Source organism: Micromonospora sp. MA102 (genome assembly GCF_025460765.1).
Taxonomy (GTDB): domain Bacteria; phylum Actinomycetota; class Actinomycetes; order Mycobacteriales; family Micromonosporaceae; genus Micromonospora; species Micromonospora halotolerans.
In genome coordinates, this window is sequence record NZ_JAMWEG010000026.1 from 46578 (window position 1) to 66337 (window position 19760).

The 19760-nt window shown below is 74.5% G+C and carries 18 protein-coding genes; 2 read left to right on the top strand and 16 right to left on the bottom strand.

The annotated features are described in order from the left end of the window. Window position 1: 1 nt before the first annotated feature. Window positions 2–682, bottom strand: a complete 681-nt coding sequence (rpe, locus tag NFX44_RS31565; protein WP_262287251.1) for a ribulose-phosphate 3-epimerase — start codon at window positions 680–682, stop codon at window positions 2–4. Window positions 683–941: 259 nt separating this feature from the next. On the opposite strand from rpe, the gene NFX44_RS31570 reads away from it, so the two are divergent. Then, a complete protein-coding gene (locus NFX44_RS31570) occupies window positions 942–1829 on the top strand; it encodes a septum formation family protein (protein ID WP_262287252.1) in 888 nt (295 codons plus the stop codon). Window positions 1830–1917: 88 nt separating this feature from the next. After that, window positions 1918–2808, top strand: coding sequence for a septum formation family protein (locus NFX44_RS31575; RefSeq protein WP_262287253.1), 891 nt, complete (start codon window positions 1918–1920; stop codon window positions 2806–2808). A gap of 43 nt (window positions 2809–2851) precedes the next feature. On the opposite strand, the gene NFX44_RS31580 is transcribed toward NFX44_RS31575, so the two are convergent. The 15 genes from NFX44_RS31580 to NFX44_RS31650 all read right to left on the bottom strand — a co-directional run bounded on the left by NFX44_RS31580 (window position 2852) and on the right by NFX44_RS31650 (window position 19706). Continuing rightward, the gene (locus NFX44_RS31580; RefSeq protein ID WP_262287254.1) at window positions 2852–4594 is read right to left on the bottom strand and encodes a M28 family peptidase; all 1743 of its coding nucleotides are present in this window, start codon (window positions 4592–4594) and stop codon (window positions 2852–2854) included. 213 nt (window positions 4595–4807) lie between these two features. Next, window positions 4808–6364, bottom strand: a complete 1557-nt coding sequence (locus NFX44_RS31585) for an RsmB/NOP family class I SAM-dependent RNA methyltransferase (protein WP_262287255.1) — start codon at window positions 6362–6364, stop codon at window positions 4808–4810. Then, entirely contained in the window at window positions 6361–7287 is a 927-nt protein-coding gene (gene fmt / locus NFX44_RS31590; RefSeq protein ID WP_262287269.1) for a methionyl-tRNA formyltransferase, read from the bottom strand. Before fmt ends, NFX44_RS31585 begins: the two co-directional genes overlap by 4 nt. A 5-nt stretch (window positions 7288–7292) precedes the next feature. Then, on the bottom strand, window positions 7293–7853 hold the full coding sequence (def, locus tag NFX44_RS31595) for a peptide deformylase (RefSeq protein ID WP_262287256.1): 561 nt from the start codon (window positions 7851–7853) through the stop codon (window positions 7293–7295). Window positions 7854–7895: 42 nt separating this feature from the next. Beyond that, window positions 7896–9170: a cytochrome P450 gene (locus NFX44_RS31600; RefSeq protein WP_262287257.1), complete on the bottom strand. Its 1275-nt coding sequence runs from the start codon at window positions 9168–9170 to the stop codon at window positions 7896–7898. Between the two features lie 83 nt (window positions 9171–9253). Next, the gene (locus NFX44_RS31605) at window positions 9254–10237 is read right to left on the bottom strand and encodes an AAA family ATPase (protein WP_262287258.1); all 984 of its coding nucleotides are present in this window, start codon (window positions 10235–10237) and stop codon (window positions 9254–9256) included. A 226-nt stretch (window positions 10238–10463) separates the two neighbouring features. Continuing rightward, window positions 10464–12464: a primosomal protein N' gene (locus tag NFX44_RS31610; protein ID WP_262287259.1), complete on the bottom strand. Its 2001-nt coding sequence runs from the start codon at window positions 12462–12464 to the stop codon at window positions 10464–10466. A 59-nt stretch (window positions 12465–12523) separates the two neighbouring features. After that, on the bottom strand, window positions 12524–13714 hold the full coding sequence (gene metK, locus NFX44_RS31615) for a methionine adenosyltransferase (protein WP_262287260.1): 1191 nt from the start codon (window positions 13712–13714) through the stop codon (window positions 12524–12526). A gap of 98 nt (window positions 13715–13812) precedes the next feature. Continuing rightward, entirely contained in the window at window positions 13813–15021 is a 1209-nt protein-coding gene (coaBC, locus tag NFX44_RS31620) for a bifunctional phosphopantothenoylcysteine decarboxylase/phosphopantothenate--cysteine ligase CoaBC (protein ID WP_262287261.1), read from the bottom strand. A gap of 15 nt (window positions 15022–15036) precedes the next feature. After that, window positions 15037–15300 carry a DNA-directed RNA polymerase subunit omega gene (gene rpoZ, locus NFX44_RS31625; RefSeq protein WP_007075826.1) on the bottom strand — a complete coding sequence of 88 codons (264 nt, stop codon included), beginning with the start codon at window positions 15298–15300 and terminating at the stop codon, window positions 15037–15039. 46 nt (window positions 15301–15346) lie between these two features. Continuing rightward, window positions 15347–15880, bottom strand: a complete 534-nt coding sequence (locus NFX44_RS31630) for a guanylate kinase (protein WP_262287262.1) — start codon at window positions 15878–15880, stop codon at window positions 15347–15349. Between the two features lie 25 nt (window positions 15881–15905). Beyond that, window positions 15906–16223 carry an integration host factor, actinobacterial type gene (gene mihF / locus NFX44_RS31635; RefSeq protein ID WP_013285515.1) on the bottom strand — a complete coding sequence of 106 codons (318 nt, stop codon included), beginning with the start codon at window positions 16221–16223 and terminating at the stop codon, window positions 15906–15908. Between the two features lie 175 nt (window positions 16224–16398). After that, window positions 16399–17238, bottom strand: coding sequence for an orotidine-5'-phosphate decarboxylase (pyrF, locus tag NFX44_RS31640; RefSeq protein WP_262287263.1), 840 nt, complete (start codon window positions 17236–17238; stop codon window positions 16399–16401). A gap of 146 nt (window positions 17239–17384) precedes the next feature. Next, the gene (locus NFX44_RS31645; protein WP_262287264.1) at window positions 17385–18659 is read right to left on the bottom strand and encodes an adenosylmethionine--8-amino-7-oxononanoate transaminase; all 1275 of its coding nucleotides are present in this window, start codon (window positions 18657–18659) and stop codon (window positions 17385–17387) included. Window positions 18660–18689: 30 nt separating this feature from the next. Next, window positions 18690–19706 carry a quinone-dependent dihydroorotate dehydrogenase gene (locus NFX44_RS31650; protein ID WP_262287270.1) on the bottom strand — a complete coding sequence of 339 codons (1017 nt, stop codon included), beginning with the start codon at window positions 19704–19706 and terminating at the stop codon, window positions 18690–18692. Between the last annotated feature and the right edge of the window lie 54 nt (window positions 19707–19760).

A 19760-nucleotide genomic window follows, 5' to 3' on the forward strand; every position in this document is an offset into this window, starting at 1 on the left:
GTCAGGCTCCGGTCGCCGCGCGTTCCGCCAGGCCGCGCAGCCGGCGGACCGCCTCGGCCGGGTCGTCGGCGCCGTAGACCGCGGTGCCGGCCACGAAGGCGTCGGCGCCCGCCGCGGCGGCCTGTTCGATGGTGTCCGCGGCGATCCCGCCGTCCACCTCGATGCGCAGCTCCAGGTGGCCGCTCGCGACGTGCCCTCGGGCGGCGCGCACCTTGTCGAGCAGTTGGGGGATGAACCGCTGGCCGCCGAAGCCGGCCTTGATCGTCATGATCAGCAGCGTGTCGAAGCTAGGCAGCAGGTCCAGGTACGGCTCGATCGGGGTGTCCCGGTCGATCGCCAGCCCCGCCTTCGCACCGGCCGAGCGCAGGTCCTTGGCCAGCGCCACCGGGTCGTCGCACGCCTCGGCGTGGAACGTCACGTTGTACGCCCCGGCGTCGGCGTATCCGGGCGCCCAGCGGCGCGGATCCTCGATCATGAGGTGCACGTCGAAGGGAAGCTGGGTGGCCGCCCGCAGGCTCTGCACCACCGGCAGCCCGATGGTCAGGTTGGGCACGAAGTGGTTGTCCATGACGTCCACGTGCAACCAGTCCGCGGCGTGCTCGACGGCGCGGACCTCGTCGGCGAGGCGTGCGAAGTCGGCGGCCAGGATGCTGGGCGCGATGATCAGCGGCGGTACGGTCACCGGGCCAGTGTACGAAGGCGGTCACCCGGCGTCCGCAGCGCGGCTCCGCCGGCATCCCGCTGTGACCCGGCCGTGACCCGGCGTGCAGAATCGGCCGGCCGGGCGCGGAAAGTCGGCACGAAAAGCCATCCGCGACTGGCCGAACGATCGAAACAGGACGAAACTCCTACAGGGACTGTCACATATGCTGCACGCCCGGTCGCGCGGAACACCGCACGGACCGCGGCGACCGGCTGTCATCTCCCGGGAAGGGCGGACGATGCGACGGTGGCTCCTGGCGCTGGCGCTGGCCGGCACGGCGACGGTGGTCCTGACCGGCTGTGTCCCACCGCACCGGGCCGACGGGGACCTCACCGACGACTGGGCCGCGCTGCCGGCGCCGCGTCTGTTCGTTCCCGCCACGGACGCCTGCCTGTCCCGGCTCACCCCCGTGGTGCAGGCCGCCACCTACGAGACGGTCGACTGTGCCGGCAGCCATCTGGCCGAGACCGTGCACGTCGGCACCTTCACCGGGCCGGCGGCGCAGGGCGCGCGGCCGGAGCCGGGCTCGCCCGGGCTGCGCACCGCCCGCGCCGAGTGCGACCAGCGGGCCCGGGAGGTGATCGGCGGGGACTGGCACTCGGCCCGACTCACCCTGAACATCGCGCTGCCCTCGGTGACCGCGTGGGTGAGCGGGGCCCGCTGGTTCCGCTGCGACCTGGCCGAGACTGACAGCATCGACAACACCCGGCCCGTCAACCGGGTGGGCAGCCTGCGGGGCGCCATGGTGGGCGACAGCCCGCTGGTGCACCGCTGTTTCGACCCGAAGCTGATCGGCGACAACCTGAACTACATGGCCCCGGTGCTCTGCACGGAGCCGCACCGGGCCGAGTTCGTCGGCGTCTTCGAGGAACGCGACATGAGCTGGGCGGACTTCAGCCGGTCCGCCGCGCAGGTACACCGCCGCTGCATGGCGCTGATCGCCGCCTTCGCCGCGGTGCCGAACAACGCCGACCTGCCGTACCGGGCCGGTTCGATCTTCTACCCGCCGTCGCAGCGGGAGTGGGAGGAGGGCGACCGGGGGGTGCGCTGTTTCCTGTGGAGCGACGACCGGAAGCTGACCCGGTCGATGCGCGGGGCCGGCCCGGAGGGACTACCCGTCAGCTGAGCCCCCGGTGTCGTATGCTGCACCGCCGAGGCGTACCCGGTGCTCCGCGCCGGTCGGGCGACCACGGACGACGGGGAGGTCGGTCGGGATGCGGCGATGGTGGGCGGCGGTCGCCGTGGGTGTCACGGCGGTGTTGGCGCTCGGCGGCTGCGGCGCGCCGGCCGGGGTCGACCGCGACCTGGCCGACGACTGGCCCGCCCTCGGCGCCCCGGTGGCCTTCGTGCCCCAGGCCGGCGCCTGCCACCCCACCGTCCAGGACGTCGGCTACCTCAGCGGCTGGAACCCGGTGGACTGCGCCGCCGCGCACCGCGCCGAGACGCTGTACGTGGGCACCCTGACCGGCCCGGACGCCGGACGCGGCACTCCCCCGCGGGCCGGGTCGTCCGGCGCCCGGACCGCGCACGCCGCGTGCGCCACGCAGGTCAACAAGGCGGTCGGTGCCGAGTGGCGCTCGGGGCGGCTGCGGCTGTCGGTGGTCTTCCCCTCGGCCCTGGCCTGGACGGGCGGGGCCCGCTGGTTCCGTTGCGACGCCTCCGAGGTGGCCAGCCTGGACGACGGCAGCGTCATCGCGCGCCGCGGCAGCCTGCGCAACGCCTTGAAGCCGGGCTCGCCGCTGGCGCTGGGCTGCTTCAACCCGAAACTCAGCAAGGACGACGTGGAGGAGATGCGGCCGGTCGCCTGCACCGCCAAGCACCACGCCGAGTTCGTCGGGGTCTACCGGTTCCCCGACCTCAGCTACGCCGAGTTCCAGCGCACCACGCTGCGGGCGCACAAGGGCTGCCGGGGGCTGATCGCGAAGTACGTGAAGGTGCCGAACAACAGCGACATGGCCTACCGCGCCGGCACGATCATCTACCACCCCTACGAGGAGGAGTGGCAGGACGGCGACCGCGGCGTGCAGTGCTTCCTCTGGGTCGAGGACCGGACGCTGACCCGCTCCCTCAAGGGCGGCGGCAGCAAGGCGCTGCCGGTCACCTGAGCGGGAACGGGGTGGGCCCGCGGGCCCACCCCGCCCGGGTCGCTCAGCCGACCTGGAGCGTCACGTCGTCGACGACGAAGCTGGTCTGGAGCGAGGAGTCCTCCACCCCGGTCCACTTCAGCGTGACGGTCTGCCCGGCGTACGCCGCCAGGTTGAAGCTGCGCTGGGCGTAGCCGCCGGCCGCGTTGAGGTTCGAGTACGTCGCCAGCGTGGTGGTGCCGACCTGCACGGTCAGCTTGTCGTACGCGGTGCTCGTGGTGGTCTCCGCGGTGTCGACGTGCAGCCAGAAGGACAGCGTGTAGCTGGCGCAGCCGGCCGGGATGCTCACCGACTGCGACAGCGTGTCGGTGTGGGTGCTGCCGTAGCCGTCCAGCCACGCCTTGTAGGAGCCGGTCCGCGCCGCCTGGCTCGACGAGTTCGTGATGACGCCCGAGCTGGCCGTCCACGGCGTGCTGCCCGACTCGAAGCTGGTGTTGCCGATGAGCTGACCGCCGGCGCAGCCGCCGGTGCCGGTCACCGTGAGGGTGTAGCCGGTGGTGCGGGTGACCGAGCCGGCGCCGGTGACCGTGATGGTGAAGGTGCCGGTGGTCGCCGTCGCGGAGGCGCTGACCGTCATGGTGGCCGAGCCGCCCGAGGTGACCGAGGACGGGCTGAAGCTCACCGTCACCCCGCTGGGCGCGCCCGTGGCCGACAGGCTCACCGTCTGGGCGCTGCCGCTGGTGGTGGCGGTGCTGACCGTCGCGGTGGTGGAGCCGCCCCGGACGACGCTGCCGGAGCTGGGGCTCACCGCGACGGAGAAGTCGTTGGTCGGGGTGCCGCCGCCGACCGCGAGCTGCCAGATCGCGTACGCCACGCCGTCGGCGCTGCGGTTGAGCACCGTGGCGCTGACGTTGGCGGTGGTGTCGCAGGAGCGGTGGTAGCAGGAGTCGTACGCCGAGTTGGCCGTGCCGCCCCACTTGCTCGCCTGGGCGCTGGTCTTGCGCGCGCTGGCGCCGGCGGCGTACCCGGAGGTCGGGATGCCGGCCTGCTGGAAGGAGTAGTCGTCGGAGCGGCCCTGGCCCTCGACGTTCTCCTCCGGCTGGAGGTTCAGCGAGTCCCAGTACGCCTTGAGCGGCGCCGCCGTGGTGGAGGTGAGCCGGTTGATGAAGTAGCCGCCGTTGGTCGAGCCGACCATGTCGAAGTTGTAGTAGCCCTTGATGGCGCTCTTCTGGGTGGCGGTGAGCGAGTTGACGTAGAACTCCGAGCCGTTGAGGCCCTGCTCCTCGTCGGTCCACCAGGCGAACCGGATCCGCTTCGTCATGCTCGGGTTCTGGCTCGCCAGGACCAGCGCGTTCTCCAGCAGGGTGGCCGAGCCGGAGCCGTTGTCGTTGATGCCCGGGCCGGCGGAGACGCTGTCCAGGTGCGCGCCGAACATGACCACCTGGTCGGCGGGGCCCTGCGGCCACTCGGCGATCAGGTTGTTCGACCGGTAGGTGCAGGTGGTGCAGACCTGCTCGGAGACCGTGTAGCCGGCGGCCTGGAGCTTGCCCTTCACGTAGGCGACCGAGGCGGTGTAGCCGGCCGAGCCGGCCCGCCGGTTGCCGCCGTTGCTGCTCGCGATGGTGTTGAGCTGGGTGAGGTGGGCCTGGACGTTGGTCACCGAGATGTCCGGTGCCGCGGCGGCGAGCGCGGGGGCGGCGCTGATCGGGGCGGGGGCGGCGCCGGCCGGGGCGGGGGCGGCCAGGGTCGCCGTCACGGCGGCGAAGAGGGCGAGCGCGAGGCCCGCGGTCGGCGTTCTGCGTCTCATGGTGACTCCTCGTGGGGGTCGGCGGGACGTGCTGGCGGGGGTGGCGCGACCCGTGGGCCCCGGTGGGAGCCTCGGCGTCGAACTGATCGGAACAGTTACATGTATCGATGTAAGAGTCAACGGTGCCGTCACATGACACAAAGCGGGACCGGCGTCGCCGGTCCCGCTTTTGTGTTCACCTGTGGACATTCGACCCGTCGACCGGGCCCACCCTCAGCCCCGGCGCAGCACCGCCAGGAACATCGCGTCCGTGCCGTGCCGCTGCGGCCACAGCTGGACCGTCGGGCCGTCCCCCAGCCCCGGCATGCCGGCGGGCAGCAGCGGGCGGGCGTCGACGAAGTCGACCGGGAAGCCGCACCGGCGGGACGCCTCGGTCACCGTCACGTGCGTCTCGACGGTGTGCGGCGAGCAGGTCACGTACGCGACCAGGCCACCCGGCCGGACCGCGCGCAGCGCGGCGGTGAGCAGCTCCCGCTGCAACCGGGTCAGCGGCGGCAGGTCCGACGGCTGGCGGCGCCAGCGCGACTCCGGCCGGCGGCGCAGCGAGCCGAGGCCGGTGCAGGGGGCGTCGACAAGCACCCGGTCGAAGTGCCCCTCGGGCAGCTTCGGATCCGCGCCCACCGTGCGCCCGTCGGTGTTCAGCACGGCGACCGGCAGGCCGCGGGTGGCCTGTTCGACCAGCCGGGCCCGGTGCTCGGCCACCTCGACCGCGGTGAGCCGCGCGCCACGCTCCGCGGCCAGGGCGCCGAGCAGCCCGGCCTTGCCGCCGGGGCCGGCGCACAGGTCGAGCCAGCGGCCGTCCGGGCCGTCCAGCGGCGCCACCGCGAGGGCGTTCGCCACCAGCTGGGAGCCCTCGTCCTGGACGTGCGCGCGCCCCTCGGTCACCGCCGCCAGCTCACCCGGCGCGCCGCCGGAGAGGTAGACGGCATACGGCGAGAAGGCGCCGGGCGCCCCGCCGACCTCGTCGGCCAGCGCCACCGGGTCGGCCAGACCGGGCCGGGCGCACAGGTGCACCGGCGGGCGCTCGTTGTCCTCCATGAGCAGGCGGGCCGTCTCGCGCAGGTCGCCGCCGAGCGCCTCGGCGAAGGCCCGCACGATCCACTGCGGATGGCTGTACGCCAGCGCGAGGTGGCCGATCGGGTCGGTCTCCTCGGACGGGGCGAGCTTCGCCACCCAGCCGTCGACGTCGCGGCTCGCCACCTCACGGAGCACCGCGTTGGCGAAGCCGGTGGCCCCGGGCCCCACGGTCCGCACCAGGTCCACGGTGGACGACACGGCCGCGTGCGCCGGCACCCGCGTGTGCAGGAGCTGGTACGTGCCGAGCCGCAGCGCGTCCCGCACCGGCGGGTCGATCCGCTGCACGTCCCGGCCGGCCGCGTCGGTGATGATCGCGTCCAGGGTGCCGGTGTGGCGGAGCGTGCCGTAGGTCAGCTCGGTGGCGAAGGCGGCGTCCCGGCCGGTGAGCCCCTCGTCGCGGAGCATGGCCGGCAGCACCAGGTTGGCGTACGCGTCGTCCCGGTGCACCGCCGCGATCGCCTCGAACGCGACCTGCCGGGGCAGGTCGACGGCCGGCCGGACCGGACGCCGGGCGCCACCGCGCCGCTCGGCGCCGAAGCGCCCCTCGCGCGGCGGGCCGTCGCCCCGGCGGCCCGGACGCTCACCACGCTCCGGCCGGCCACGGTCCCGGGACCGCTCGCCGCCGGTGAACCGCCCGGCGTCGTCGTTGCGGCCGCCGCGGGGACCGCCGGCGGACTCGGACGGCCCGGTCACGCGAGCACCTCGCCGGCGGCGACCCGGGCGCCGCGCGCCCAGTCGCCGGCCGACATGGCCTTCTTGCCGGCCGCGCGCACCTCGCCGAGCTGCACCGGGACGGTGCCGGTGCCGACCAGCACCCGCGACTTCTCCACCAGCAGCTCACCGGGCTTCAGCTCCGGGCCGTTGGCCACCGCGGTGACCGGGCCGAGCTTGACCCGGTCGCCCCGGAAGGTGGTCCACGGGCCGGGGGCCGGCGTGCAGGCGCGGATCCGCCGGTCGACCGCGAAGGCCGGGTCGGCCCAGCGGACGCGGGCGTCCTCGACGGTCAGCTTCGGCGCCAGCGAGACCCCGTCGGCCGGCTGCGGCTCGGCCCGGGCGGTGCCGGCCGCCAGCGCGTCGAGCACCGCGACCAGCAGCCCGGCGCCGGAGTGGGCCAGCCGCTCCAGCAGGTCGCCGGAGGTGTCGGCGGGCCGCACCTCGTCGGTGACGGTGCCGTAGACCGGGCCGGTGTCCAGCCCCTCCTCCAGCTGGAAGACGCTGGCCCCGGTCAGCTCGTCGCCGTGCAGCACGGCGTGCTGCACGGGCGCCGCGCCGCGCCAGGCGGGCAGCAGCGAGAAGTGCAGGTTGATCCAGCCGAGCCGGGGGATCTCCAGCGCCGCCGGCGGCACCAGCGCCCCGTACGCGACCACCGGCACGCAGTCCGGGGCCAGCTCGCGGAGCCGGTCGAGGAACTCGGGCTCGCGCGGCCGAGCCGGGGTGAGCACCTCGACGCCGTGCGCGTCGGCCCACGCCCCGACCGGGGAGCGGACCAGGCCCCTCCCCCGCCCGGCGGGCGCGTCGGGGCGGGTGACCACGGCGAGCAGGTCGTGACCGGAGGCGGCGATCGCGTCCAGCGCGGGGACCGCGACGGCCGGCGTGCCGGCGAAGACCAGGCGCATCCGGGTCACCGCCCCAGGCCGAACGGGTTGCCGGCGGCGTGCGGGCTGAGCTTGACGGTCGGCGGGGCGGCCTCGTCGTACCACTCGGCCTGGCGGATCGCCTTCATGGCCTCCTTGCGGCCGGCCGGGTCGAGCCGGTCGACGAAGAGCACCCCGTCGAGGTGGTCGGTCTCGTGCTGCACGCAGCGGGCCATCAGGCCGGTGCCGACGATCTGCAGCGGGTCGCCGTAGCCGTTGAAGCCCTTGGCGATGACGTTCTGCCGGCGCTTGGTGTCGAAGTAGAGCCCCGGGATGGACAGGCAGCCCTCGGGGCCGTCCTGCTCCTCGGAGTCGGGAAACTCCAGCACCGGGTTGACCAGGTGCCCCAGGACGTCGTCGACGTCGAAGGTGAACACCCGCAGGCCCACCCCGAGCTGCGGCGCGGCCAGGCCGGCGCCGCTTTGCTCGCGCATCGTGTCGGTCAGGTCGGCGATGAGCTTGCGCAGCTCCGCGTCGAAGTCGACGACCGGGTCGGCCGGCGTGCGCAGCACCGGATCGCCGAACAGACGGATGGGCTGGACGGTCACGCGGAGTGGCTCCTTGTCTGGGACGGCTGGTGCCGTACCAGTCTACGGAGTCGATCCGGTCGCCCCGGCCGGCGTACCGCGATCGGTGACCGGCGACGCCTCGTCACCCACGGTGACCGGCAGGGTGGCGTATCCGCGCAGGGTGAGCCGGACCCGCCGCTCCCCCGGCCCGGCCAGGGCGAGACCGGGCAGCCGGCGCAGCAGCAGCGGGAACGCCACCTGCGCCTCCAGCCGGGCCAGCCCCGCGCCGAGGCAGTAGTGCGGGCCGGCGCCGAACGACAGCGGGTGCACCTGCGGGCGCCACGGGTCGAACCGCTCCGGCTCCGGGTAACGGCCCGGGTCCCGGTTCGCCGCGCCGAGCATCACGATGAGCCAGCTCCCGGCGGGCAGGTCCACGCCGCCGTGCCGGCTCGGTTCGGTGCTCATCCGGGAGGTGAGCTGCACCGGGGAGTCGTAGCGCAGCAGCTCCTCGACGTAGCCGGGCGCGAACTCGGGGTGGTCGCGCAGCGCCGCCGCGTCGCGGGGATGATCGAGGAGCACCACGAGGCCGTTGCCGAGCAGGTTGGTGGTGGTCTCGAAGCCGGCCACCAGCAGCACGATCAGATTGGCCAGCAGCTCGTCGCCGGAGAGCCGGTCGCCGTCGGTGTCGTGCGCCTGCACGAGGGCCGTGGTCAGGTCGTCGGCCGGGGCGCGCCGGCGGGCCGCGACCAGCTCGGTGAAGTAGTCGCGCAGCTCGCTCGCGCCCCGGTCGGCCACGGCCAGCTCCTCGGGGGTGATCTCGGGCTCCAGCACCCCGGTCAGGTCGGTGGCCCAGCGTCGGAACAGCGGGCGGTCGGCCGCCGGCACCCCGAGCAATGCGCAGATCACCCCCACCGGCAACGGGTACGCGAACTCGGCCATGAAGTCGACCGGTGCGCCGTCCCGGCCGCGGGCCAGCATCCCGTCGATCAGCCGGTCGGCCTGCGCCTCGACCACGTCCCGCATGGCGGCGATCCGGCGCGGCGTGAAGGCGCCGGCCGCCAGCCGGCGCATCCGGCTGTGGTCGGGCGGGTTGGTGCGCAGCATCGACCGGGAGATCGACAGGATCGCGGGACTCTCCCGCCACCCCGGCAGGAACTGGTCGCGCAGGTTGTCGTCCATCACCCCGAACCGGGCGTCGCGGAGGATCGCGTCGGCCTCGGTGTAGCCGGTCACCACGTAGAAGACCGGCCCGGCCTGGACCACCGTGCCGTGCGCGCGCAGCCGCTCGTACGTCGGGTAGGGGTCGACCCGCCCCGAGGGCGACATCAGCAGCGCGAGGGCGTCAGCAGGATCCACGGTCGGCCTCCCCAGGCATCGGAGACCTTCATCATGCTCCGGTCCGCCGGATCGGGCGATCCCCTCGCCGCGCCCGCTGCCGGTCAGGCGCCGGTGCCCGGCTCCCCGGCCAGCACCGCGTCCCCGCCCAGCAGGGCGTGCTCGGGCAGCGGCAGCGCGAGGCCGTGCGCGGCCTCCCAGTCGTGGATCAGGCTGGGCCGGGCCTGGGCGGTGAAGAAGTCGACCGCGCTCAGGCCGCCGACCACCGGCTCGTCGACCTCCGCGACCAGCCGGGCGGGGACCAGCGGGAAGCCGCTCTGCAGTGCGGCGCTGAGCCGGCGGTGGCCGTCGACCACGAAGAAGTACTCGCCGGTGTAGCCGATGGTCAGCGGCTCCAGGGCCTCGTCGCCGGACCCGGCCACCTCGCCGACGAACTCCGAGTCCCACAGCCCGCGCAGGGTGGCGATGTCCTCGGTCGGGTAGACCCGGGCCGGGTCGAGCAGCAGCAGCGGCTGGCCGTCGCGCAGCACGTCCGCGCCGAGCCGCCCCTCGTAGACGTCGATCACGTGCTGGATGACCTGCTCCGGTGCGGCCCGGGTGGTGTCGCAGACCAGGTCGTAGTTGCGCAGGCGGGCCTTGTCGACGCCGTAGCGCACGATGAACCGGTTGCGCTCGCTCTCGCTGCGCTCCCGGAGCTTGGCCTTCGCCTCCTCCATGGAGGTGTAGCTCTCCGCCGGGCCGGACGGGCGGGCCAGCACCCGCCGGGCCGCCTCGGTCGGCTCGGTGATCATGTGCACCTTGAGCGCGTCGGTGAAGAAGTGCCAGGCCAGCCGGGAGTCCATGACGAGGCTCTCGCCGGAGGCGGCGATGTCCCGCTGGAGCTGGTCGACGTAGCCGTCGACGGCCTGGTCCAGCTCGGCGTGCAGGTTGAGCTGGAGGGCGGTCATCTGCCGCTCCTGGGCCATCTGGCGGTAGAGGTCGCCGACGCTGACCCGGCGCAGCCCCAGCCGCTTGGCGATCTCGACGGAAACGGTGCTCTTGCCGCTGCCGAGGTCACCGTTGAAGACGATCGACTGACGAACGGTCACGACTGGTCCACCCCTGATCACCGGCTGATTGACATCATCGAATCCGCGTCGGCTCGACGCGCTCCCGCTTCGCCGCGCCGCGACCGTGAGCCGTCGTGCGCCTGGGCATGACGGGCGATGCTATCACGCGTCTTCCACCCATTTGCCGCACGAGGTGTGCGACAAACCGCTGCTCACGACCGTACGCGACGGCCCGGGTGCGGCACGTCACGGGCCGCCGGCAGGCTCAGAACAGGCTGAGCGGGTCGATCTGGAGCCGGACCGGATCCGCCGCCTTGCGGGCGCTGCGCTGCCCGGCGGCGGCGTGCAGCGCGCCGGCCAGGGCGGCGGCCCGGGCCCGGGGCACCCGGACCAGCATCCGCTCCCGCCCCTCGTCGGCCGGCACCGGGCCGAGCACCTCGGCGCCGTCCGGCAGCCGGGTGCCGGCCAGCAGGTCGGCCACCGCGTCGGCCACGCCGGTGACGCTGGCCATCCGCACGGCCGGCGGGAAGCCCAGCTCGCGGCGCTCGGCCAGTTCCCGGGTGGCGAACCAGGCCGAGTCCCAGCGCAGCAGCGCCTGCACGGGGGCGAGCGCGCCGTCGGCGACCACCACCACCCGGCCGCCGGCCGGGCCGGGCCGGGCCAGCGCGGCGGCGGCCAGCCAGCGGCGCAGCGCCTCCTCCCCGGCCCGCAGGTCGGCCCGGGTGAGCAGGGCCCACGAGTCGAGCAGCAGCACCGCCCCGTAGCCGCCCTCCGCGACGGGTTCCGCCCCCGGGGTGGCGATCACCAGACCGGCGCCGGCCGGCACGCCCGCGAGCACCTCCTCCCGGCCCGAGGTGCGCACCGGCACCCCGGGAAACGCGCGGCCCAGCTCCTCGGCGGTCCGCCGGGCGCCGGTGACCGACGCGCGCAGCCGCCGCCCGCCGCACTCCGGACAGGCGTACGCGGCGGCGACCCGCCCGCACCAGCGGCAGGCGGGCACCCCCTCGGCCGACGGCAGGCCCAGCGGCCCGGCGCAGTGCGCGCAGCGGGCCGGGGCCCGGCACTCGGCGCAGGCCACCGAGGGCAGGTAACCGCGGCGGGGCACCTGCACGAGCACCGGCAGGTCGGCGCGGAGCGCGTCCCGGGCGGTGGTCCAGGCCAGGCTCGGCAGCCGGGCCGACGCGGCCCCCGGGTCGCGGGCCAGGTGGGGGTCGTCCCCGGTCGGCGCGATCGCCGGCATGCGGGCCCGCACGGTCGCCCGGTCGGCGACCACCTCGCGGGCCCAGCCGGTCTCCACCAGCAGCTGGGCCTCGGCCGTGCGGGCGTAGCCGCCGACCAGGGCGGCGGTCCCGCCGAGCTGGGCGCGGGTGAGCAGCACGTCCCGGGCGTGCGGGTAGGGCGCCCGGGGCTCGGCGTGCAGGTCGTCCCCGTCGTCCCAGACGGCGACCAGGCCGAGCCGCTCGACCGGGGCGAACATGGCCGCCCGGGTGCCGATCACCACGGGCACGTCGCCGCGGCGGGCGGCGAGGAAGGCCCGGTAGCGGCGGGCCGGTCCGGCGGCCGCGGAGAGGCAGGCGTGCCGCCCGGGCCCGAGGACGGCGGTCAGGGCGGCGTCGAGCCGGTCCAGGTCCCGGGCGTCGGCCACCACGACCACCGCGCCCCGGCCGCCGGCCACGGTGGCCGCCACGGCGTCGGCGTACCGGTCGGCCCAGTCCTCGCCGGGCAGCGCGGACCATACGGCCCGGGGCGCCCGGCCGGCGGTGAGGGCCCGCAGGAGGGCCGGCCCGGCCGGGTAGTCGCGCCAGCCGCGCGGGTCGACCGGGGCGGCATCCTCCGGGGCGGCGTCCACGGGGGCGGTCGCCGGGAGGGCGGCGTCGGCGGACGCCGGGTCGGGCGGATCGGCGGCGGTCGGCGGGGTGGGGTCGGCGCCGGTCGCGTCGGTCGCCGTGACGTCCTTCTCGACCCGGGCGTGCCGGGGCGGGACGGCGAGCCGGAGCACGTCGGCGAGGCTGCCGGCGTAGCGGTCGGCGACCGCGCGGGCCAGCTCGGCCACCTCGGGCGCCAGCACCGGCACCGGGGAGACCACCTTCTCCAGGTACGCCAGCTTCGGGTGCGCGGACTCCGCGACGCGCTCCAGCAGCCAGCCGTCGACGAGCTGCCCGGCGAAGCGGACCTTCACCCGCACCCCGGGCCGGGCGTCGGCGTCGAGGGTGTCGGGGACGAGGTAGTCGAAGGGGCGGTCGAGGTGCGGCAGCGGCACGTCCACGCAGACACGAGCGACCGGCGACCCCTCGGCGGGTCGCCGGTCGCCGCGCCTGGTGCCGGTCAGGCTCCCGCGGCCGACTTGAGGTCGGCGGCCCGGTCGGTGCTCTCCCAGGTCAGGTCCGGCAGCTCGCGGCCGAAGTGGCCGTAGGCGGCGGTCTGCTGGTAGATCGGGCGGAGCAGGTTGAGGTCCCGGATGATCGCGGCCGGGCGCAGGTCGAAGACCTCGGCGACGGCCTTCTCGATCGAGGCGACCGGCACGGTCTCGGTGCCGAAGGTCTCGACGAAGAGGCTCACCGGGTGGGCCTTGCCGATGGCGTACGCGACCTGCGCCTCGCAGCGCTCGGCCAGGCCGGCGGCGACCACGTTCTTGGCGACCCAGCGCATCGCGTACGCGGCCGAGCGGTCCACCTTGGACGGGTCCTTGCCGGAGAAGGCGCCGCCGCCGTGGCGGGCGTAGCCGCCGTAGGTGTCGACGATGATCTTCCGGCCGGTGAGGCCGGCGTCGCCCATGGGGCCGCCGATCTCGAAGCGCCCGGTCGGGTTGACCAGCAGCCGGTAGCCCTCGGTGTCCAGGCCGAGGCCCTCCAGCTCCGGGGTGATGACGTGGTCGCGGACGTCCGGCGTGAGCAGCGACTCCAGCGAGATGTCGGCCGCGTGCTGGCTGGAGACCACGACGGTGTCGAGCCGGACCGGGCGCAGCCCGTCGTACTCGATGGTCACCTGGGTCTTGCCGTCGGGCCGCAGGTAGGGGATCGTGCCGTCCTTGCGGACCTGGGCGAGCCGGCGGGCCAGCCGGTGCGCGAGCGCGATCGGCAGCGGCATCAGCTCGGGCGTCTCGGAGCAGGCGAAGCCGAACATCATGCCCTGGTCGCCGGCGCCCTGCGCGTCGAGCGCGCTCTCCGACGAGCCGGTACGCAGCTCGAACGCGTTGTCCACGCCCTGCGCGATGTCCGGCGACTGGGCGCCGATCGACACGCTCACGCCGCAGGAGGCGCCGTCGAAGCCCTTCTTCGACGAGTCGTAGCCGATCGACAGGATGGTGTCCCGCACGATGGTGGGGATGTCGGCGTACGCCTTCGTGGTCACCTCGCCGGCGACGTGCACCTGGCCGGTGGTGATCAGGGTCTCGACCGCCACGCGGCTGTGCGGGTCCTGGGCGAGCAGGGCGTCGAGAATGCCGTCACTGATCTGGTCGGCGATCTTGTCCGGGTGGCCTTCCGTGACCGATTCGGACGTGAAGAGACGTGTCACGGCACTCCTAAGCATGTGAAGACTTTTAAAGGTCGCTCGGCGGCAGTTTAGTCACCGTGCTCCCAGGGTGACCCGGCGAACCGGAGAGTGACCAACCGTCAGGACCGCTCCGCCAACCGGGCGACCACGAGGTCCCAGACTGCGTCGGCCAGGTCCTCCTTGGGCTGCTCGGGCATCCGGTGCACCGACCCGTCCGCCCCGATCACCGTGGCGGCGTTGGTCTCGGCCCCGAAGACCTTGTCCACCCCGACCTCGTTGATCACGATGAGGTCGGCGCGCTTGCGGGCGAGCTTGGCCCGGCCGTTGGCCTCGGCGTCGCCGGTCTCCGCGGCGAAGACCACCAGCACCTGCTCCGGCCGCCGGCGCCGGCCCAGCTCGGCCGCGATGTCCGGGTTGGTGACCAGCTCGATCGTGGGCGCGCTGCCGTCGTCCGACTTCTTGATCTTACCGGGCGCGTACGTCGCCGGGCGGAAATCGGCGGGCGCCGCGGCCATCACCACGGCGTCGGCGTCGGCGGCCGCCTCCAGGGTGGCCTTGCGCAGTTCCTCGGTGCTGCCCACCCGGACCAGGTCCGCACCGGCCGGATCGGCGAGCGCGACGTTGGCCGAGACCAGGGTGACCCGGGCGCCCCGGGCCACGGCGGCGCGGGCGAACGCGTAGCCCTGCTTGCCCGAGGAGCGGTTGCCGAGGAAGCGGACCGGGTCGAGCGGCTCGCGGGTGCCGCCGGCGGTGACCACCACGTGCCGGCCGGCCAGGTCGGCGGGGACGGCACCGCCGCGGGCCAGGGCCCGGCGGGCGACCGCGAAGATCTCGGCCGGGTCGGGCAGCCGGCCCTTGCCGGTGTCCTTGCCGGTGAGCCGGCCGACCGCGGGCTCGATCACCAGGACGCCGCGGGACCGGAGGGTCGCCACGTTCGCGACGGTGGCCGGGTGTTCCCACATCTCGGTGTGCATGGCCGGCGCGAGCACCACCGGGCAGCGCGCGGTCAGCAGGGTGTTGGTGAGCAGGTCGTCGGCGAGGCCGTGGGCGGCCTTGGCGAGCAGGTCGGCCGTGGTGGGCACCACCACGACCAGGTCGGCGTGCTGCCCGAGCCGGACGTGCGGCACCTCGTGCACGTCGGACCAGACGTCGTCGGCGACCGGCTGGCCGGAGAGCGCGGCCCAGGTCGGCGCCCCGACGAAACGGAGCGCCGACGCGGTCGGCACGACCCGGACCCGGTGACCCGACTCGGTGAAGAGCCGGAGCAGCTCACACGCCTTGTAGGCGGCGATGCCGCCACCGACCCCGAGGACGATCTCGGCGGCCATCGGGGCGGGCGGGGCTTACGGCTGGTCGGTCGGCTCGGCGGTGAGCAGACCCGCGTTGATCTCGCGCATGGCGATGGAGAGCGGCTTCTCCTGGGGGGTGGTCTCCACCAGCGGGCCGACGTACTCCAGCAGGCCCTCACCGAGCTGGCTGTAGTAGGCGTTGACCTGGCGCGCGCGCTTGGCCGCGAAGATGACCAGCGCGTACTTCGAGGTGGTCTTCTCGAGGAGCTCGTCGATCGGCGGGTTGGTGATGCCTTCGGGGTTGGCGATGGATCCCACGAATTAACCTCTGCGTCGTTGTGCACCGCCCGGGGGCGGTGGCCTCTCAACCGCTCTGGCGCGGTCGGGCCGGAGCCAGGAAGGAAGAACCGAGCAAGCCTACCAGCTCCTCGGCCGCGCGCTCGGTCCGGTCGTGCACGACGGCGTGTGCGAAGGCGGCCGCGACGGCGGGGTCCGGCCGGTACGCGGGCGGGGTGAGCAGCACCAGCCGCGCGTCCGGCGCCACGGCCCGGACGGCGAGCGCGCCCGGCAGGTCCAGCGGGAGCAGCACGGGCCGCCCCTCGGCGAGCCGGGACCGCACGCCCGCGCGCGGCACCCCGCGCCGGTACGGCCCGATCCGGCTCCACTCCAGCAGCTCGTCGGCCGCGACCATGCGGTCGAAGTCGCCCGCGTCGACGAAGAGCCGGTCGACGCCGTCCACCTCGCCGGGGCGGGCCGGCCGGGTGGTCGCGGCCACCGGCACCCACACGGACGGAAAGCGCGCCCGGACCAGCTCGACGACACTCTCCCGGCCGGTCCCCGAAGGTCCGGCCAGGACAGTGAGCCGAGCCGCCGGGCGCGCCTCGTCATCCGTGCTCACCGCTTGTTTCTACACGGTGGGTCGTTCAGTTGGCGGCGAACTCTCCAAGCAGCGCCTTGCGCTGCTGCTCGCCCAGGCCACGCAGCCGGCGGCTGTCAGCGATCTTGAGCTTCTCCATGATCTGGGTGGCTCGGATCTTGCCGATGCCCGGCATCGCCTGGAGCACGGCCGAAACCTTCAGCTTGCCCACGACGTCGTCGGACTCGGCCCGCTCGAGGACGGTGGCGAGGGTGGTCTTGCCCTGCTTGAGCTGCTCCTTCAGCTCAGCACGGGCCTTGCGGATCTCCGCGGCCTTCTCCAGCGCGGCAGCGCGCTGTTCGGGGGTCAGTGACGGGAGCGGCACCAGTTCTCCTCAGGTCCCTAGTACGGCGGGCGGGGCGCACCACCGCAGCTGTGAAACGTGGTGTCGCTGGCAACCAAAGGGGTCAGTGGTTCCCAGCGCGGGGAAAACTAGCGGTCAACGGCGTTTTCGGCAACGTGGGCGCGCGAAGATCAACGGAAAGTGACCGAGCCGTCAGTCAGTCACGGGGTGGCAGGGCGGTCCGGCACTCGGCCAGCACCCGGTCGGTGGCGGCGCGCAGCGCGGCCGGGTCCGGCCCCGCGCCCAGCACCTCCCGGGAGTACGACGGCAGCACCGAGGGCAGGGCGGAGCCGAAGACGGTACGCAGGTCGGCGGCCGTCGCCCCCTGCGCGCCGAGCCCCGGGGCGAGCAGCGGACCGTTCACCGCGGTGAGGTCGTGACCGGTGTCACCGATCGTCGCGCCGACCACCAGCCCGAAGCTGCCGAGCGGCTCGGCACCCCGGTTGAGCTGGGAAATCTCGTCGATGACGGTCTGCGCCACGGTGCGCCCGTCGGTCCCGACGGCGCGCTGCACGGCGGCTCCCTCGGGATTCGAGGTGAGCGCCAGGACGAAGACGCCGCCGCCGTGCGCGGCCGCCAGCTCGAACATCGGCGCGAGCGAACCCACCCCCAGGTAGGGACTCGCGGTGACCGCGTCGACATACAGCGGGCTGGATGGATCAAGGTACGCCGAGGCGTACGCGGTGACCGTCGAGCCGATGTCGCCGCGCTTGACGTCGAGGAGAACGAGCGAGCCCGCATTTCGCAACTGTCGGATAGTTGACTCAAGAATTCCGACACCGCGGGACCCGAAGCGCTCGAAGAACGCCGACTGGGGCTTGACCACGGCAACCCGGTCGCCGATGGCCTCCACCACGATCCGGCAGAACCGGTCCAGGCCGTCGACGTCGTCGGGCAGCCCCCAGCGGGTCAGCAGGCCCGGGTGCGGGTCGATGCCCACGCAGAGCGGTCCCCGCTCGGCCACGGCCCGGTGCAGGCGGGTGCCGAAGCTTTCCATCGCGACTCTCCCTCTCCTCGTGCGGGCTCGCGCCGCGCTGTCCGCGACGGGTACGCCGCCGCTCGTGGTGCTGTCCCCGGCCGCCGCGCGGCAGCCGGGCCGTCCTGCCGCCACCGGACGCCGGTCGCCGGTGGCCTTCCGCGGGCTCAGCCCGCCTTGACCGCCGCCTCGACTCCGGCCGCGATCCGGGCCACGTCCGCTTCGTCGGTGACGTACGGGGGCATGGTGTAGATCAGGTCCCGGAACGGCCGTAGCCAGACCCCCTGCGCGACCGCGGCGGCGGTCGCCCGCGGGATGTCCACCTCGTGGTCGAGCTGGACCACGCCGATCGCGCCGAGCACCCGCACGTCGGCCACCCCGGAGGTGCCGCGCAGCGGCTCGAGGCCGGCCCGCAGCCCGTCGGAGACCCTTGCCACCTGCCCCGGCCAGTCCCCGGCCCGCAGGAGGCCGAGAGAGGCGTTGGCGACCGCGCAGGCGAGCGGGTTGCCCATGAAGGTGGGGCCGTGCGCCAGCACCCCGTCGGCGGAGATGCCCCGGGCCACCTCGGGGGTGCAGAGCGCCGCGGCCAGGGTGAGGTACCCGCCGGTGAGCGCCTTGCCGACGCAGAGCACGTCCGGGGCGACCCCGGCGTGCTCGGCCGCGAACATGGTGCCGGTCCGGCCGAAGCCGGTGGCGATCTCGTCGAAGACCAGCAGGATCCCGTGTGCCCGGGTCACCTCGCGCAGCACCCGCAGGTAGTGCGGGTGGTGGAAGCGCATCCCGCCGGCGCCCTGCACCACCGGCTCGACGATCACCGCGGCCAGCTCCCCGGCGTTCCGCTCCACCGCGTCCACCAGCGCCGCCTCGTACGCCGGGTCCGGCGGGGTGTCGAAACCGGACGGTGGCACCGGCGCGAACACCTGCCGGGGCAGCACGTCGCCCCAGAGGTGGTGCATGCCGCCCTCCGGGTCGCAGACGCTCATCGGGTGGAACGTGTCGCCGTGGTAGCCGCCGCGCCAGGTGCCCAGCCGGCGGCGCTCCGGCCGCCCCAGGGCCCGCTGGTACTGCAGGCACATCTTCACCGCCACCTCGACGCTGACCGAGCCGGAGTCGGCCAGGAAGACGTGCTCCAGGCCGTCCGGGGCCAGCTCCACCAGGGTCCGTGCCAGGCGTACCGCGGGCTCGTGGGTGAGGCCGCCGAACATGACGTGGCTCATCCGGCCGAGCTGGTCGGTGACGGCCGCGTCCAGCACCGGGTGCCGGTAGCCGTGGATCGCCGCCCACCAGGACGACATCCCGTCGACCAGTTCCCGGCCGTCTGCCAGCCGCAGCCGCACGCCCTCGGCACTGTCCACCACGTACGGTGGGCTGGCCGGCGGCAGGGCCGCGTACGGGTGCCAGACGTGTCTGCGGTCGGCGGCGAGGATCTCCTCGGGCGTCACGGTTCTCCTTCGTGGTGTCCGGGCGCCCGGTCAGTGCCGGGCGGCCGCCCGGGCCACCGACCGGACCAGGGCCGGGCCCCGGTAGATGAAACCGGTGTAGAGCTGGACGAGGCTCGCCCCGGCGTCGAACATCCGGGTGGCGTCGTCCGGGTCGAGGATGCCGCCCACGCCGATCACCGGCAGCCGGCCGCCGGTCTCGCGGTGCACGAAGGCGACCATCTCGCGGGCGCGGTCGGTCAGCGGGCGGCCGGAGAGGCCGCCGGTCTCCGCGCCCGAGGCCCGGTCGGCCGGGGCGAGCCCGTCGCGGGCCAGGGTGGTGTTGGTGGCGATCACCCCGGCCGCGCCGCGGTCGAGGCAGACCTCCAGCAGCTCGGCGACGGCCGGCTCGGTGAGGTCGGGGGCGATCTTCACGAGCACCGGCTTCTCCCCCACCAGGGCCGCGAGCAGCGCGTCCAGGTGGGACCGGTCCTGGAGGGACCGCAGCCCCGGAGTGTTCGGTGAGGACACGTTGACCGCGAAGTAGTCCCCGTGCCCCTTGAGCGCGCGGTAGGAGGCGAGGTAGTCCTCGACGGCCTCGTCCAGCGGGGTCACCTTGGACTTGCCGAGCGAGATGCCCAGCGGGACGCCGAGCGGGCGCGGCAGCGCCGCCAGCCGGGCCGCGAGGGCGTCGGCGCCGGCGTTGTTGAAGCCCATCCGGTTGACCACGGCCTCGCTGTCGCGCAGCCGGAACAGCCGGGGCCGGGGGTTGCCCGGCTGGGGGTGCGCGGTGACCGTGCCGACCTCGACGAAGCCGAAGCCCAGCGCCGACCAGGCCGGCAGCGCCACGCCGTTCTTGTCCATCCCGGCCGCCAACCCGACCGGATTCGGGAACTCCACCCCGAACACGGTCCGCGGCGCCGCCCGGAAGTACCGCGCCCGCAACGCCGCCAGGACCCCCGGCCGCCGAGCCACCGAGGCCAGCCGCGCGAGGGTCCACTCGTGCGCCACCTCGGCGTCCCCACCCCCGATCCGGAACAACCGGGGACGCACAACCTTCTCGAAGATCACCGTCCGCCCACCCCCGCTGCGTCGATCATGAGGTTGACGGCGAAGTCGATCTCC

Coding starts and splice junctions, on each gene's coding strand:
- NFX44_RS31570 (WP_262287252.1), top strand. CDS start 942: ATGCGACGGTGGCTCCTGGCGCTGGCGCTGGCCGGCACGGCGACGGTG.
- NFX44_RS31575 (WP_262287253.1), top strand. CDS start 1,918: ATGCGGCGATGGTGGGCGGCGGTCGCCGTGGGTGTCACGGCGGTGTTG.
- NFX44_RS31580 (WP_262287254.1), bottom strand. CDS start 4,594: ATGAGACGCAGAACGCCGACCGCGGGCCTCGCGCTCGCCCTCTTCGCC.
- fmt (WP_262287269.1), bottom strand. CDS start 7,287: ATGCGCCTGGTCTTCGCCGGCACGCCGGCCGTCGCGGTCCCCGCGCTG.
- coaBC (WP_262287261.1), bottom strand. CDS start 15,021: ATGGCCGCCGAGATCGTCCTCGGGGTCGGTGGCGGCATCGCCGCCTAC.
- pyrF (WP_262287263.1), bottom strand. CDS start 17,238: ATGGAAAGCTTCGGCACCCGCCTGCACCGGGCCGTGGCCGAGCGGGGA.